This window comes from Providencia sp. PROV255, assembly GCF_028478065.1.
Classification (GTDB): Bacteria; Pseudomonadota; Gammaproteobacteria; order Enterobacterales; family Enterobacteriaceae; genus Providencia; species Providencia rettgeri.
Window position 1 is genome coordinate 12,814 of record NZ_JAMPMI010000016.1, and the last position, 17,317, is coordinate 30,130.

At 42.1% G+C, this 17,317-nt stretch carries 12 protein-coding genes; 2 read left to right on the forward strand and 10 right to left on the reverse strand.

What is annotated here, in order from left to right; translation table 11 throughout:
* Nucleotides 1–50: 50 nt before the first annotated feature.
* Both PR725_RS15535 and PR725_RS15540 read left to right on the forward strand, forming a co-directional pair.
* Nucleotides 51–1,460 carry an MFS transporter gene (locus PR725_RS15535; RefSeq protein WP_004906844.1) on the forward strand — a complete coding sequence of 470 codons (1,410 nt, stop codon included), beginning with the start codon at nt 51–53 and terminating at the stop codon, nt 1,458–1,460.
* On the forward strand, nt 1,441–2,928 hold the full coding sequence (locus PR725_RS15540) for a mannitol dehydrogenase family protein (protein ID WP_115168225.1): 1,488 nt from the start codon (nt 1,441–1,443) through the stop codon (nt 2,926–2,928). The genes PR725_RS15535 and PR725_RS15540 overlap by 20 nt, the downstream gene beginning before the upstream one ends.
* A 44-nt stretch (nt 2,929–2,972) precedes the next feature.
* On the opposite strand, the gene PR725_RS15545 is transcribed toward PR725_RS15540, so the two are convergent.
* From PR725_RS15545 to fdnG, 10 genes are all read right to left on the reverse strand, one after another.
* Nucleotides 2,973–3,686 carry a YoaK family protein gene (locus PR725_RS15545; RefSeq protein ID WP_272569703.1) on the reverse strand — a complete coding sequence of 238 codons (714 nt, stop codon included), beginning with the start codon at nt 3,684–3,686 and terminating at the stop codon, nt 2,973–2,975.
* Entirely contained in the window at nt 3,683–4,396 is a 714-nt protein-coding gene (locus tag PR725_RS15550) for a potassium channel family protein (protein WP_196718927.1), read from the reverse strand. Before PR725_RS15550 ends, PR725_RS15545 begins: the two co-directional genes overlap by 4 nt.
* Nucleotides 4,397–4,490: 94 nt before the next feature.
* On the reverse strand, nt 4,491–6,224 hold the full coding sequence (locus PR725_RS15555) for a nitrilase-related carbon-nitrogen hydrolase (protein ID WP_240105751.1): 1,734 nt from the start codon (nt 6,222–6,224) through the stop codon (nt 4,491–4,493).
* 224 nt (nt 6,225–6,448) lie between these two features.
* On the reverse strand, nt 6,449–7,705 hold the full coding sequence (gene frc, locus PR725_RS15560) for a formyl-CoA transferase (RefSeq protein ID WP_164529307.1): 1,257 nt from the start codon (nt 7,703–7,705) through the stop codon (nt 6,449–6,451).
* A 75-nt stretch (nt 7,706–7,780) separates the two neighbouring features.
* Nucleotides 7,781–8,725, reverse strand: coding sequence for a transporter YfdV (gene yfdV / locus PR725_RS15565; RefSeq protein ID WP_004906833.1), 945 nt, complete (start codon nt 8,723–8,725; stop codon nt 7,781–7,783).
* Between the two features lie 102 nt (nt 8,726–8,827).
* A complete protein-coding gene (gene oxc / locus PR725_RS15570; RefSeq protein WP_123382695.1) occupies nt 8,828–10,531 on the reverse strand; it encodes an oxalyl-CoA decarboxylase in 1,704 nt (567 codons plus the stop codon).
* Between the two features lie 65 nt (nt 10,532–10,596).
* Nucleotides 10,597–11,847 carry a formyl-CoA transferase gene (gene frc / locus PR725_RS15575; RefSeq protein WP_004906829.1) on the reverse strand — a complete coding sequence of 417 codons (1,251 nt, stop codon included), beginning with the start codon at nt 11,845–11,847 and terminating at the stop codon, nt 10,597–10,599.
* Nucleotides 11,848–12,503: 656 nt separating this feature from the next.
* Nucleotides 12,504–13,160, reverse strand: coding sequence for a formate dehydrogenase cytochrome b556 subunit (gene fdoI / locus PR725_RS15580; protein WP_094961977.1), 657 nt, complete (start codon nt 13,158–13,160; stop codon nt 12,504–12,506).
* Nucleotides 13,157–14,101, reverse strand: coding sequence for a formate dehydrogenase subunit beta (gene fdxH / locus PR725_RS15585; protein ID WP_004906826.1), 945 nt, complete (start codon nt 14,099–14,101; stop codon nt 13,157–13,159). The genes fdoI and fdxH overlap by 4 nt, the downstream gene beginning before the upstream one ends.
* A gap of 11 nt (nt 14,102–14,112) precedes the next feature.
* On the reverse strand, nt 14,113–17,160 hold the full coding sequence (fdnG, locus tag PR725_RS15590; RefSeq protein WP_109912541.1) for a formate dehydrogenase-N subunit alpha: 3,048 nt from the start codon (nt 17,158–17,160) through the stop codon (nt 14,113–14,115).
* Nucleotides 17,161–17,317: the final 157 nt, after the last annotated feature.

Sequence of the window (17,317 nt, forward strand, 5' to 3'; positions counted from 1 at the left end):
AAACTAAATCCGATTTGGATACTACCCTACGTGATTAATAGGATAATAATATGAATACTCAGTCAATTGACCCATCAGGGAAAGTGGAACGCAGTTCTGGCGATCTAACCAAAGCTGCAGTTTCTGGCTGGCTAGGAACCGCTCTAGAGTTTATGGATTTCCAGCTTTACTCGTTAGGTGCAGCACTTGTTTTCCATGAAATATTTTTCCCTGAACAATCCGCTTCAATGGCATTAATTCTTGCGATGGGAACTTACGGTGCCGGATATGTCGCACGTATTGTTGGTGCGATTTTCTTTGGTCAAATGGGCGACCGAATCGGCCGTAAAAAAGTACTCTTTATCACCATCACCATGATGGGGGTGTGTACTACATTAATCGGGGTATTACCAACCTACGCACAGGTAGGTATCCTCGCACCGCTGTTATTAGTTCTCTTGCGAATTATTCAAGGCTTAGGGGCAGGCGCTGAAATTTCGGGTGCAGGTACCATGCTAGCAGAATATGCACCAAAAGGCCGTCGTGGTATTGTGGCCTCATTAGTGGGTCTGGGAACAAACTGTGGCACATTAAGCGCAACTGCAATTTGGGCTGTCATGTTCTTCTGGTTAGATAAGTCAGACTTACTGGCTTGGGGCTGGCGTGTACCTTTCTTGGCAAGCTTCGTGGTAATGCTGTTTGCAGTATGGTTACGACTGAATCTGAAAGAAAGCCCTGTATTTGAGAAAGTGCAAAATACGGAAGAACAAGAAGCCAAAGTTGCAGTACAAACACCACCGAAAGAAAGTTTCTTTGCCATGTTTAAATCTAAAGCATTTTGGTTAGCGACTGGCATTCGTTTCGGTCAAGCAGGTAACTCTGGGTTAATTCAAACTTTCTTAGCAGGATATTTGGTTCAAAGCCTGTTGTTTGATAAGAGTATTCCAACTGATGCGATCATGATCAGCTCCGTTGTCGGTTTCCTAACTATTCCTGTGATTGGTCTGATATCCGATAAATTTGGTCGTCGTATTCCTTATATTATTCTTAGCTTATCTGCTATGTTGCTCGCCTATCCGATGTTATCTGTCATCGTCGATGGTGCGAACAGTGTTAGCTTAATTACCATCTGTATTATTATCGTTCATAACTGTTCAGTACTCGGATTATTTGCCTTAGAAAATATTACGATGGCTGAAATGTTCAACTCACGTAATCGCTTCACCGGTATGGCTGTGGCCAAAGAAATTGGTGGCTTAATTGCCTCTGGCTTAGGCCCAGTTCTAGCAGGTATTTTCTGTAGTGTCACCGGAAGCTGGTGGCCAATTGCCATCATGATCATCATTTACTCTGCCATTTCATTAATCAGCGCCATCATCATGCCTGAAGTGAAAGATCGTGATTTAACCAGTACGTTGGATGCTGTTGAAGAGGCTGAACAACAAAAAGGTAAAGTGAAATATGCAACTGTCAACCAATAACCTAAACCAATTACCTGCGAATATCAAAGTACCAAGCTATGATAGGGAGCAGATAAAGGTAAAAATGCTTCACTTAGGTTTCGGCGCGTTCCATCGCGCCCACCAAGCCATCTTTGCGGATATTTTAGCTACAGAACAGCAGAGTAATTGGGGTTTTTGCGAAGTCAATTTAGTCGGTGGCGAGCAACAAATTGAAGATTTACTCGCTCAAGATTGCCTTTATAACGTAGTTGAAATGCAAGGCGATAATTGGCAAACCCGTACGGTGGGGGTGGTAAAAGAAGCATTACACCCAACCATTCACGGAATTGATGCTGTTATCAATCGCATGTTAGACCCTAACATTGCCATCGTTTCCATGACTGTTACTGAAAAAGGTTATTGCTATGTACCCGCGACAGGCTCGATTGATTTTGCTAACCCCGCTATCGCACATGATTTAGCCTCACCAAATGCTCCAAAATCATTGCCGGGCCTGATTGTTGAAGCGTTAAAACGCCGTAAAGCACTGGGTATTGCACCATTTACAGTCATGTCCTGTGATAATATGCCTGAAAATGGCCATATCACGAAAAATGTCATTTTAGCGATGGCCGCAAAACAGGATATCGCACTGGCCAATTGGATTGAAGCCAACGTCACTTTTCCATCTACCATGGTGGATAGAATTGTACCTGCCATGACACCAGACACTGCAGAGAAAATTCAATCTCAACTGGGCCCTATCGTCGATAACGTCGCCATTGCCTGTGAGCCATTTCGCCAGTGGGTGATTGAAGATAATTTTGTCGCGGGTCGTCCTGAGTGGGAAAAAGCGGGCGCTCAATTAGTGACAGATGTCATTCCATTTGAAGAAATGAAACTGCGCATGTTAAATGGTAGCCACTCTTTCCTTGCATATTTAGGTTATTTGGCTGGTTATCAATACATTAATGAGTGCATGCAGGATAGCGCTTATGAAAAAGCGGCTTATCACTTGATGGTCAATGAGCAAGCGCCAACGTTATCCATCAAAAATGTGGATTTACCCGCCTATGCTAATGCCCTGATTGAGCGTTTCAAAAATACGGGGTTGAAACATCGTACTTGGCAAATCGCGATGGATGGAACGTTGAAATTATCTCAACGTTTACTCGACTCTATCCAAATTCATCTTAAAAACGGCCGATCATTTGATTATTTAGCCTTAGCGGTTGCAGGATGGATGCGTTATGTCAGCGGAAAAGATGATCATGGTGCAGAAATTCAAGTCAGCGACCCACAGGCTGTAAAATTGGCTGAACTAGTTGCAAACAGCACTGATGATGAAAGTCGTGTTCATGCACTGCTTTCTCTCAACAGTTTGTTTACCAAAGAACTCGTTAATAATTCGTTGTTTACTGAAAAGGTGACTGCATTCTACCTTTCACTACGTGATAACGGTGCCCAAAAAACGGTTGAAGCGCTTAACCACCAGCACGCCTTGTAACAACATCTTAGTAGGCGGGGCTTCCCCCGCCTCTTTCACTCAAACTAGTTTGAATCTATTGGCATTCCTTTATTTTCTTTCGAAAACTGATGTCCAAAGAAAAATATCAAACACAATGGGATTAATGTAGCAAATAAAGCGTATTCCTTTGCAAAATCAGCTAATAACACCATCATGAAAGCCCCGCCAGCAAAACCCAATAGCGTCAGAAAATAACAATAACTTTTATATAATGCACTTTTTCTTTCTTGGCCTTTAAATGCAATAGATTCTGCCAATGAACTAAAGCCAAGTTGCACATTCAAAGTAACCGCAATATTGCCATATAGTATGCCATTAATCTTATGAAACGCATTACCTTGCATTCCCGCAATAAAAGAAAGAGCCCAAACAGCATGAAACCCATTTGACTGTACGTTAAATAAAAAAATATAAATAATAAGTAATAATAAAAGGACAATTTCCAGTGACAATAACGTAAATGTCCAAGTTTTTTCATCAGTATTATAGCGATAACGGATCCATGCCAACAGCATTGCTCCCGCACCAAAGGAAATAATAGAAATAATATAAGGCATCACTGCGGTTAGGCCGTGCTTAGCAAACTCATAGCCTAACATAATAATATTGCCTGACTGAAAAGTAGCGAATGATTTAGTCGTAAAAAAGGCATATCCATCGAGCATTCCTGACGCAATAGCTAATAAAAATGCGATAGTGGGTAGCTGCATAAAAGGAACTTTTGGAGAGGAAATCATAGTTTACTTACCTGTCTTGATGATTCTTTTTCTGACTGACTTAGTCGACTAATAATCGAGGTGATGTATACCGTAAAAATAGGAAAAACCGTCATACCGGTAGCCGCTAGAATAGTGGTAATGACTTTACCAGCACTCGTCACAGGGATAATATTTGAACCCAATGTGGTGACAGTCATTGCCGCCCACCAAATGGCATCCCCATACGTTTTAACATCAACATTAAGACCCCTTTCGAAAATGTAAAAAATTAAGCTAATAAAATAAACCGTTGAAAATAACAAAATCATATAAGATAAAAATAATGCTGTCGTATTTCGTTTTACAACCATCATCATAAGCATGACAAACGCTGCACCACCACGAAATAAGGGGATAAACCGAATAAGATAAATTTGCTCCTCAGTAAATTTTATCGATGTGTAATCCAATATGGTTAAATACGGAACAGATAACAAAACGATAATCGCGTATTTTTTGACAAACTTTTTTTTATTTTTTGAAATAAATAAAAAAATAAAAAAATCACATGTAAAATAAATACAGATCCAAAATTGAATATCAAAGTAAATTGACCGCTTGAGAAAGGGGTCATGATTAAAGGTTTCAATAGAAATACTCGCTATTAAAACCAACGAGGCCACAATCCCTAAAAAATGAAGTGTTTTAATCCACGTTTCTTGACTACCAAACTGTCGAAAAGTCAGCATATTAATAATCTAATTATTGAAGCCATTAATAGGGCTTTTATTCATGATAAGATCCCGTTGCTATTTCTCTAACAACAACGGGAAAATATAAACATTACTGTGTTAACGGGGGAAACCAAATAGCTTGCTGACCACTCACCAACCGTTCTTGGTTAATCCACGTAAAAGGAGCAGGTACCTGAGCTTGCAAACGCACATCTTCAGCCCCTCGTTGTCCTGTTAAGGTTGGAGTAAGCACGACAGGCTCTGGTCCATAAATAGCCGCTGACGTAGAATCACGTTCGTTTCGTCCTCCACAAACCACCCATAATTGGTTTAATGTCGCGATGGCATAAGGGATAAAATCGGCACGTCCTGTCGGCGGCTCTTCAACCGAAAAAAGATGGCTATCAATTTCTACTTTTAAATCACTCGGGATACCGGCTGGCGCAGCAAGGATATCAGCGCGTAACGTACTGTATAACCCCCCTAATTCAGGAACATCTAATTCATGTGCAGCCGCCAGTGCAATACGCCCAATTGGCGTTGCTGTCACACTCACAGAACTACCCGCTGTTGCCCAGCCACTATCTCGCTCATTAAGATGTGTAACGCGATAGCGCGCTAATATTTCCCCTAATGGCCCTGCAAGCACCACCGTATGGAACAATCTATCCGTTTCAATTTCAGGGTAGCTTCCAACAATATACCCTTTCCCCTTTTGAGCCGCCTTACTCAATGTTTGCTCAAAAATGCCCCCTTGTTGTTCGGCATAAGACAAAATAATGTTGGGATCGTTGGTATAAGGTAGCGCAGAAAGCTCAGGAAGAACCAGCAGCTCATTTTCTCCCACTTGGATTGAGTCTAGCTTAGAAACTGATTTTTCCCACTGCGCCGCAATCAGCGTTGTTTGCGTTATTGTTGATGTGGCATTGATATCTGTCGGGCTACGATGAAAAGCAAGCATTGGGAAATATAATTCAGGCCGACGCTTCGCCAGTAATGCATCGCGCTGTTTATCCGCTTCATCTAAGTCAATCATCGCACTGTATATGCCATTTAACCCCGGTTCTAACTCTAATGGGCTAAGCACTGGAGATTGAGCCACTTTATGTCCTGATGGCGCCCATACGCTCGAACCACCATTATAATAGAGCTGCCCTTTGGTAATTGGATTAGTTTCAATTCCACTACGTGTTGCACAAATTACCCAGACACCATTGAAAGCACTCATATGCTGTACATGGGCAACGGTTGAGTGATCCCCAAGCATTTCAGCAGGACTCGCGTTAGGCATCATTCGATCGGATACTGAATGCCAACCAATGATTTGTGCCCCTTCTAATGCGGCTAAACGTACATATTGCCAGTAGGTATCATCATAACAAATCAGTAATGCAATACGGCCAATTGGTGTTTCAAAGGTTTTGACGCCAGTATTACCTGGAGCAAATACTTTTTGATCTTGAGAATTTAGGCCTATTTTACGATATTTACCAATAATGCCTTCCGGCCCCATCAAAACAGCTGAATTATAAGCCAGTCCAGTTTCGCTATCCCGCTCCGCGATACCCACACTCATATACATTCCTGTTCGAGCCAGTACAGGCAGTATTGCAGCAGTCGTTTTTCCCGGGATAGTATCTAAATAAGGTGCTAATTCTGTAGAGTCCGAAAATAAATAACCACTCACTGCCGTTTCTGGAAATACAGCATAATTTACCCCTTGAGCGGCCACTTTTTCTGCCGCTTCAACTAAACGTTGAATATTTCCATTTAAATCTCCCCATGCAGGAATAAAATCAACGGCTGCCACCTTACTACTTTTTTTTATTTCAGCAATACTCATACAATAATCCTTATTCAAAGAATTTATTAGTAAATAAATAATTTTTTGCTATTAATAAAAATAAATATTAAATAGGAAGAACATTTCTATAATTCCAAATAATTTAGGTAATAATAGCTTGAGTGTAGCGGCTATATTTGAATGCATCGAGTATCTAAATATAGCCGCTAATATTAATTTTCTTTTTTAGAGAGTCATATTAAGAGCGAATTTAATGTTATTAATTAAATAACATTATTTTTTTTCATTTCCATAATTTGTTCATCACTATAACCAAGCTCTTTTAACACTTCGTTATTATGTTCCCCTAACAATGGAGCACTTTTAATTTCAGGAATAAACGCTGAAAACTTCATTGGGCAACCCACCGTTAAATATGAGCCTCGTTTTGGTTGTTGAACCTCGACAATTGAGCCACTACGACGCAAAGAAGGGTCTTCCATAATTTCTTTCATACTTAATACTGCAGAACATGGCACATCAAACTGATCAAAATAATCGGTTAGTGCATGTTTATCTTTGTCTTTGGCGATTTCTTCGATTGCATCCCATACATCTTGGATATGGCTTGCACGTGCCTGTGTAGTAGCAAAAGCAGGGTCAGTCTTCCATTCTGGGCGCCCAATTGCATCACAGGTATTTTCCCAATTATGATCTTGATTAATAAAATAAATATAGGCATTTGGATCAACATCACTGCCTTTACATTTGAGCATCGTCCCCGGCTGGCCACCCCCACTCGCATTTCCCCCACGGGGAACTGCATCACCAAATGTTCCATTGGAATATTGAGGATACTCCTCTAAGAAACCGAGTTTTTCTAAACGTTGTTGATCACGTAATTTCACACGACATAAATTAAGCACCGCATCTTGCATCGACATCGTAACACGTTGCCCTTTACCTGTTTTTTCTCGGTGTAATAATGCCGTCAGTATGCCTATCAATAAATGCATCCCCGTGTTACTGTCCCCCAATGCCGCAGCGCTTACCGTCGGAGGGCCATCAGGAAAACCTGTCGTTGATGCGGAACCTCCTGCAGATTGAGCAACATTTTCATAGGCTTTAACATTCGCATAGGGCGAATTTTCATTAAACCCTTTAATCGAGCCAAAAATTAACCGAGGATTAAGTTCTTGGATGTACTCCCACGTAAACCCCATATGGTCGATAGCCCCCGGATGAAAATTTTCAACTAATACATCAGACTGACGTATTAATTTCTCCATCACGGCTTTTCCCTCTGGGGTTTTGGTATTAAGCTCTAAAGAGCGTTTATTACTATTTAACATCGTAAAATATAACGCATCGACATCAGGGATATCTCGTAATTGATTACGAGTTACATCCCCAACCCCTGGGCGTTCAATTTTGATTACATCAGCACCGAACCAAGCAAGCATTTGTGTACAAGATGGGCCTGACTGGACTCCTGTAAAATCAAGAACACGTATCCCATCAAGCGGTTTTGAAGAAGTCATAATTCACCTTTTTACAAAACTGCCATGGCGTCATTTCTCACGCCATGGCAACTCATTTTGACCTATTTATTCTTTCTATGAAACAAGTCGAGAGATATAGATCCACGCTGGAGCTGCGATGATAAAACCAAGCACACTCACCGCCAGCGATGCTGTTCCTGTCCGGGTATACAGATTAAAGCGACTCGCAATAATTATTCCAGAGAAAGCAGGTGGCAACGCCCCGGCTAATACCATCATTTGCAGTTGCTCTGTCCCCATATTAAACATCATACCTGCCAGTAACATTAACCCTGGCATTAACACTAGCTTTAATAACGTGTTATAGACAATCTCACCATCGAACTCGAACTTATTCGCGGCTAATGTCAGGCCCGCAGCAAATACCGCAACACCGGAGTTTGCTTTCGCAATTAAATCAAATGTCGGGTCCCAAACCGTTGGAATTTTCACACCAACCAGTACCAAAGCAGTCGCGAGTACCGGAGCCCATACGACAGGTTCTTTAAAGGCTGAGATTAATGCATCCATACCGCCACCGCCTTTTTTCCCTTCTGCATCAGATGGGTTCAGTAAGAACAAGCCGATAGGGATTGTAATGGCATTAACGATGATGGATATAATGGCAACAACTAACCCCGTTGAAACGGTTTCACCATAAATAGGGTCTAGAACCGCAAACCCTAAGAAACCAATTGTCGGAGAACCTGCAATTAATGCACATACCGCAGCTTCGCCACGACTATGTTTAAAAATATATTTACAGCTAAAGAAAGAGAAAAAGAAACAAACGAGCAAGACCACAAATGAAATAATAGTCAATTTAGCGTCTGCAAATATCATTTCTCGATTAGCACGCGCGATAGACACAAATAATGCAGCAGGTAATGCGTAATTTAATACCAACTTATTAAATGCTTTCGCTTGGTCACTGGTAAACACATTTCGTTTACCACTCACATAACCTAGTACCATAATAATAATGATAGGTAATAGGTCGCTCATAAAAATCTTATACATAAAATCAGCCATAAGACCCACCTATTTGGCAATAAGACCCCGTACGCAGCTCATCAATATGAGCCGCGTAAGGTAATCTTTGTTAGTTAACGTGATACTGCGTTAATTTTTCACTACAGACTTCGGATTTAAATTACCAATATGGCCACTTTCCGTTCCAACTGCAGGGTCAATAACGACATTTATCAAGGTTGGATGACCCGATGTTAAACCTGCCTTCAAGGCTTCCTGTATCTCTGCTGGCGTTGTTGCTTGATAACCAATGCCACCAAAAGCCTCGATCATTTTGTCATAACGCGCTCCACCCATTAAAACTGTAGGGGAAGGGTCTTGGTCACCATGGAGATTTACGCCATCACCACGGTAAATCCCACCATTATTGAAAATCAAAATAGTGACAGGCAATTTGTAACGACAAATCGTTTCAATTTCCATACCACTAAAGCCGAATGCACTATCGCCTTCAATCGCTACAACAGGCTTACCACTGGTTACAGCTGCACCAACTGCATAGCCCATTCCAACGCCCATTACGCCCCAGGTTCCACAATCTAAGCGTTTACGTGGTTGGTACATATCAATAATATTTCGTCCGTTATCAAGCGTGTTAGCACCTTCATTAACGACATAAACATCTTGGTGATCGACCAGCACATCGCGGATTGCACGTAAGGCGTTAAAGTAATTCATAGGAGAAGTGTCAGTGTTTAACTTAGCTGCCATTTTCTCGACATTAATTTTCTTGTGCTCATCAATACTAGCGAGCCATTCCGTTGGAGATTTAACAGGGATTGATTTAAGCCCTGCCAATAAAGACTCGATACTTGAGTAAATATCACCAACAACAGGTGCGGTTATTGGGCGGTTACTATCAATTTCAGAAGGTTCAATATCTAACTGAATGAATTGAGTTTCTGGTGACCAGTGTTTACCTTTACCATGATCAAGCAACCAATTAAGGCGAGCTCCCATTAACACCACAACATCCGCACTGGATAAGGCATATGAGCGAGCAGATGCCGCTGACTGAGGATGCGTATCTGGTAACAGCCCTTTTGCCATTGACATCGGTAAATAAGGGATGCCCGTCGTTTCAATAAATTGACGAATATTGTCATCCGCTTGAGCATAAGCGGCGCCTTTACCCAAAATAATTAATGGCCGCTTAGCTGAGGCGAGCAGCTTAAGGGCTTTATTCACTGAATCGGGTGATGGAATTTGTCTTGGCGCAGGGTCTTCTACTGTAAAAATGGTTTTATCCGCCGCGTCTTTATCCATCACGGCAGACAACACTTCCGTTGTTAAATCAAGATAAACTCCACCTGGACGGCCTGATACCGAAGCGCGGATTGCTCGCGCGAGTGCGATACCAAGGTCTTCGGGTTTATTCACACGGTAAGACGCTTTTACAAAGGGTTTTGCCGTGTTCATTTGGTCTAATTCTTCGTAATCACCCTGCTGCAAATCAATTATCGCTCTGTCGCTCGAACCACTGATTTGAATCATTGGAAAACCGTTGGTGGTTGCATTAGCCAGCGCCACCATACCATTTAAAAAACCTGGCGCCGAAACCGTTAAGCAGATACCCGGTTTTTGGGTGATAAAACCACTAATTGCAGCCGCATTACCCGCGGATTGTTCATGGCGAAATCCAATATAGCGAATACCTTCAGCTTGTGCATGCCTTGCCATGTCAGTCACTGGAATTCCAACAACACCGTAGATTGTATCAATGCCATTTTTTTTAAGCGCATCGACAATAATATGCATACCATCAGTCAGGTTTTGGGTTTGATCAGCAGACATGTCTACCTCATAATTAACTGATTAAAAGATTAAAGGGAGTGATAAGTCACTCCCCATTTTTAAAATTAGATCGCTTTGTTCGCGCGCATTGCTGCAATTTCATCTGCGCTATAACCTAATTCAGTTAGGACTTGATCTGTGTGCTCACCCAACAATGGCGCGCTTTTGATATCAGGTGTAAATGAGGAGAATTTCATCGGGCAACCCACCGTCAAGTAAGTCCCGCGTTTTGGTTGTTCAACTTCAACAATACTTCCACTCTTACGCAGCGATTGGTCTCGTGCAATTTCACGCATACTGAGTACAGGGGCGCAAGGTACACCGTATTTACTCAAATATTCGACCGCTTCATGTTTATCTTTATCTGCTAAGAATTTTTCAATTTCAGCAAAAATATCAAAGATATGAGGTTGACGAGCCTTTGGTGTATTGTAAGCAGGGTCAGTTGCCCATTCAGGCTTACCAATAGCGACACAGGTTTGCTCCCAGTCCTGTTCTTGGATAGTAAAATAAATATAAGCATTTGGGTCAGTTTCCCAGCCTTTACATTTTAAAATCCAACCTGGCTGGCCGCCGCCGCCAGCATTACCACCACGAGGAACAGCATCACCAAACGTACCATTTGGATATTGCGGGTATTCTTCAAGGTAGCCAATTTTCTCTAATCGTTGCTGGTCACGAAGTTTGACTCGGCACAAGTTGAGTACAGCGTCTTGCATCGACATAGTCACTCGCTGACCTTTGCCTGTTTTCTCGCGGTGTAATAGCGCTGCAAGTAAGCCTATGAGCAAGTGCATACCCGTATTGCTATCACCTAATGCTGCGGCACTCACTAATGGTGGGCCATCCCAAAAACCTGTCGTGGAGGCAGCTCCACCAGCAGCTTGGGCAACGTTCTCGTAGGCTTTAACATTTGCATAAGGAGAGTCTTCATCAAAACCTTTGATGGAACCGAAAATCAAACGAGGATTTAATTCTTGAATGTGTTCCCAAGTGAAACCCATATGGTCAATTGCACCTGGATGGAAGTTCTCAACGAGGACGTCGGCTTGCTTAATCAGCCGCTCCATCACCTCTTTACCTTCTGGTGTTTTGGTATTTAATTCTACTGAGCGCTTATTACTATTAAGCATTGTGAAATACAGCGCATCCACATCAGGGATATCCCTTAATTGATTGCGCGTGACATCTCCAACTCCCGGACGTTCAATCTTAATAACATCCGCGCCGAACCACGCTAACATTTGAGTACAAGATGGCCCTGATTGTACACCGGTGAAATCCAGTACTTTAATACCTTGTAAAGGAAGATCCATGTGTTACCTCTTTATTTAGCTGTCGTAAAAGGAATGTATGACGGTTCAATTATTTAGCTGCGTTAAAAAGATATTTATATATATGATGGTTTTTATATTTATTACTAACTACATGACTATTTTTATTAAATAATATCACCAATGTCCAGTAATTAATTCTATTAATATATGTAAACCATATCATTCTTAAAATACTCCAACGCCAGCATATTAATTCAACTTAAACTTGCAATTAGAAACAAAATATCGAATTAATCAACAACGTTCATTTAAGATAGCTATTTATTGATCTAATATCAATATTCAATAGCTATTCACAAAGAAATAACAATTATAAAAATTATTTATTATCAACAAATTAAAGAATTATCATCTTTTTTTTACATAAAAATAAAACAAATAAATATTTATTTGTTTATTCTTGGTTTAAAAACCAATGTAAATTATACGCGAAATAAGAGCATCTTTATTTGATGTGTATTTTGTATTAATCTTATTTTGATTAACTATAATGATAATAAATCGTAAACAGGTCATCAAATAAATATATCTAATTTTCTTTCTTTCAAATAAATTGAATGTTTATATTTTTTAGATATAAAAAACCCACAAATAACATTAGTCATTTGTGGGTTTGATAACAACAATAATAAAACTTAGTTTTTCTCTTGTTGCTGTTTTTGCTGTTTTTCTTTTTCCAAAAGCTGACGGTACCACAATGGATGGTGCTTTCTAGCCCAACCACGAGTCACCCAACCTTCAACCATCGCACGCACTGAACCTTTCACCCAAATCGCAGCATAAGCGTGAACCACAATCATGATGATCAGCGCAATCGCAGAGAGCGAGTGAATAAGAATAGCTGCACGATAAACAGGGATTGGGAAGTAATCGGCGAAATAAGGACGCCACATGATCACACCCGTGACCACCAGCGCTAATAAGCAGATAGTGACTACCCAATACACCCCTTTTTGGCCGAGGTTATATTGACCTACATCACCTGCTTCTTCGTTTTTCAGTACTTTACCGATATTTTTTGCCCACTTGATATCTTCTTTATTAATGAAGTTATGGTGGAAATAGCGGAAGAACATAAATACGAACAGCAAGAACATCGCCGTACCCACAAATGGATGCAAAATTCGCGACAGCTGTGGTGTGCCTAAAATGTTCATAAACCAGTTTAGTGAAGGGAAAAAGAACCCTAACCCACTGATTGCGGTGAACAAAAAGCAAATCACAACCGCCCAGTGATTGATCCTTTCAATCGGTTTATGGCGGATGATTTTGTCGTTATCATCTGGCATCATTTCTGATCCTCCCCTTCTTTTGATTTCGAAGTGTCAGAGGACATTGCATTATGCAAATCTTCTAAAGCTTCTTCTTCATCTTTTTTGGAGACGCGGTTCGGACCAATACCCACATAGTGGAAGATGGCCGCCGCAAATGTTGCAGCAAAACCAACCGCTGCTAACGGCTTCCAGATACCTTTCCAGAAAGTGACTGTAGGGCTGATTGTCGGGTTTTCCGGCAATCCGTGATACAACTGCGGTTTATCTGCATGGTGTAAAACGTACATCACGTGCGTACCACCAACCCCCTCAGGGTCATATAAACCTGCGTTTGCATAACCACGAGTTTTCAGCTCTTCAACACGCTCACCAGCCATGTTAATCATGTCTTCTTTGCTACCGAAGTGGATAGCGCCGGTTGGACACGTTTTCACACACGCAGGCTCTTGACCGACTTCAACACGGTCAACACACAGCGTACATTTGTATGCACGGTTATCTTCTGGGTTGATGCGCGGTACATCAAACGGACAACCCGCAATACAATAACCACAACCAATACAATGTTCTGATTGGAAATCAACGATACCGTTTTTGTACTGTACTATCGCGCCTTCCGAAGGGCACGCCTTCAGACAGCCTGGGTCAGCACAGTGCATACAACCATCTTTACGGATCAGCCATTCAAATTTATCGTTCTCTTCCACTTCAGAGAAGCGCATTACCGTCCATGATTTAGCGGTTAAATCTGTTGGGTTATCATATACCCCAACGTTCGTCCCGATTTTGTCACGGATATCGTTCCATTCGGAACACGCGACCTGACAAGCTTTACAGCCGATACAGGTCGTCACATCGATAAGCTTTGCAACTTCTTCCTTATAGTCCCGCACCTGAGGCGCGGGAGTCAGGGAATTGGTGGCAGAGCGACGAATAATGTCCTGAGATTGCATTGACATAATTTATCTCCTTACACCTTTTCCACATTGACAAGGAACGATTTAAATTCCGGTGTCTGAGTATTCGCATCACCCACATACGGCGTTAACGTGTTAGCAATAAAGCCTTTCACAGCCAAGCCTTCAAAGCCCCAGTGAATAGGGATACCGATAGTATCAATATCTTTACCTGCCACTTTCAGCGTATGAATACGTTTGGTGACCACCGCTTTTGCTTTGATATAACCGCGTTTAGAGCTGACTTTCACCGTATCACCTTGTTTGATACCTTTTTCATTCGCCAGACGTTCACCAATTTCAATGAACTGTTGTGGCTGAATGATGGCATTTAACAAGGCATGCTTTGTCCAATAGTGGAAATGTTCAGTCAAACGATAAGTCGTTCCCACATAAGGGAATTCTGTCGCTTTACCCATTTGTGCCCAGTCATCTTTAAACACACGAGCAGCAGGGTTTGATACGACTTTTGGATGCAATGGGTTAGTATCCAGCGGCGTTTCAATTGGTTCGTAGTGCTCTGGGAATGGGCCTTCAGCCATTTTATCCAGTGCGAATAGACGTCCCATACCTTCTGGCTGCATGATAAACGGACCAACACCACTTCCCGGCGCAGCATTGCTATAGTCAGGAATATCCATTCCTATCCATTTGCTACCGTTCCACTCGAGGATTTGGCGTTTCGGATCCCACGGTTTACCCATTGGGTCTGCCGATGCACGGTTATAAATCACACGACGGTTTAGAGGCCACGCCCATGCCCAACCTAATGTGTTACCTAGACCCGTTGGGTCAGAGTTATCACGGTTAGCCATTTGGTTACCTTTCGGCGTCCAACTACCGGTGAAAATCCAGCAACCACTTGCAGTAGTACCATCATCACGCAATTGGGCAAACGAACTCAACAGCTCACCTTTTTTCGCAATAACGTTGCCATCCGCATCTTTTAAGTCAACTAAAGCATAACCATTGTTTTCTTGAGCGACTTCTTCTGGCGTTGGGTTATCACGGTCGAAGTAATTCCAAGTCATACTTAGAACTTGTTCAGGTACTGCACCACCTTCAGAGGCATACAGTTGGCGTAGACGATGGAAAATACCAGACAGAATTTCACCATCACTGATCGCTTCACCTGGGGCATCCGCACCTTTCCAGTGCCATTGTAACCAACGCGCTGAGTTAACAATCGAACCATTTTCTTCAGCAAAACAGCAAGATGGCAGGCGGAATACCGTAGTTTGGATTTCTTCCGGATTCACATCATTCATTTCGCCGTGGTTTTGCCAGAAATTCGAGGTTTCCGTATTCAGTGGGTCAACGGTAATCAAAAATTTCAGTTTTGACAGCGACTTAACGACTTTGTTTTTATTCGGGAATGATGCTAATGGGTTAAAGCCTTGGCAGATATAGCCGTTAACTTCCCCTTTATCCATCATTTCGAAATAACGCAGCACATCATAGCCTTGATCCCATTTCGGTAATAAATCAAAGCCCCAATTATTTTCTTTCTGCGCTTTATCTCCGTAGAAAGTCTTCATCAAACTAACAAAGAATTTCGGGTAGTTACCCCAATAGTTAACTTGACCTTCAACCGTTGCTTTTGGCGTGTTTGCAGCTAAGTAACTTTCTAATGTGGTTTGTTTGTCTGATGGTAAGGTTAAATAACCCGGTAAGCTCTGAGATAGCAAACCTAAGTCAGTTAGACCTTGGATATTAGAGTGACCACGCAGTGCGTTTACACCACCTCCTAACATCCCCATATTACCCAGCAGTAATTGGATCATCGCCATGGTACGAATATTTTGCGCACCCACGGTATGTTGAGTCCAACCTAATGCATATAAGAACGATGCTGTTTTATCTTTAGCACTCGTTTCTGCAAGGTATTCACAGACTTGCAAGAAATCTTTAATTGGCGTACCACAGATGTTATTCACCACTTCAGGTGTATAACGGCTGACGTGTTCTTTTAATAGATTTAACACACAACGTGGGTGTTTCAGAGTCGGATCGCGCAGCGCAAGGCCGTTTTCATCCATCTCATAGTTCCACGTGGTTTTATCATATTGACGTTTTTCTTCGTCATAACCTGTAAACAGGCCGTCATCAAAACCATAATCTTCACGAATAACTAAACTGGCGTTGGTATACGCTTCCACGTATTCACGCTGAATTTTTTCATTATCCAGTAAGTATTTGATAACACCTGATAAGAACGCGATATCTGTACCCGAACGGATAGGCGTGTAAAAATCCGCCACTGCCGCAGTACGGGTAAAGCGTGGGTCAATAACAATAAGTTTGGCTTTATTATGGATTTTAGCTTCCATCGCCCAGCGGAAACCGACTGGATGCGCTTCTGCTGCATTTCCACCCATAACGACAACTAGGTTTGCATTTTTAATGTCAACCCAGTGGTTGGTCATCGCACCGCGACCAAATGTTGGAGCAAGACTTGCTACCGTTGGTCCGTGTCAGACACGCGCTTGGTTATCAACGGCAAGCATGCCGAGAGCGCGGGTGAATTTTTGCGTTACAAATCCGCTTTCGTTACTCCCCGCCGATGCGCATAGCATACCGGTGGTCAGCCAACGATTTACCGTGACACCGTCTTTATTTTTCTCAATAAAGTTCGCATCGCGGTCTTCTTTCATTAACTTAGCGATACGGTCAAATGCTTCGTTCCACGTGATACGTTTCCACTCATTAGTACCCGGCTCACGCACTTCAGGATACTTCAAGCGGCTTTCACTGTGGATGAAATCGATAAGTCCAGCACCTTTCGGACAAAGTGCACCACGGTTTACCGGATGATCCGGGTCCCCTTCAATATGGAAAATGCTCTCTTTTGCATTTTTCGCGCCATCACCGAGGCTGTACATTAACAGCCCACAGCCGACAGAACAGTAGGTACAGGTATTTCTGGTCTCTTTCGCACGCAGTAATTTATACTGGCGCGTTGACGCTAACGCGGTGGCGGGTGCAAAACCCAAGGCCGCTGCCGTCGTACCTGCCATACCGCCAGCGCAGATCTTAAAGAACTGCCTTCTGCTGACTTGCATGGGGATCTCCTCATTTACATTGCTCATGTTTACCTAACGCCAATCGCGATAATCAGGTAAACTGTTTTTATTCAACGTCTTCCTTACGTCCCAGGTTCATTGCCCGGCAAATGGTGTAAATTCTTTTTACCCATAATTAATATTATGTATCATTAAT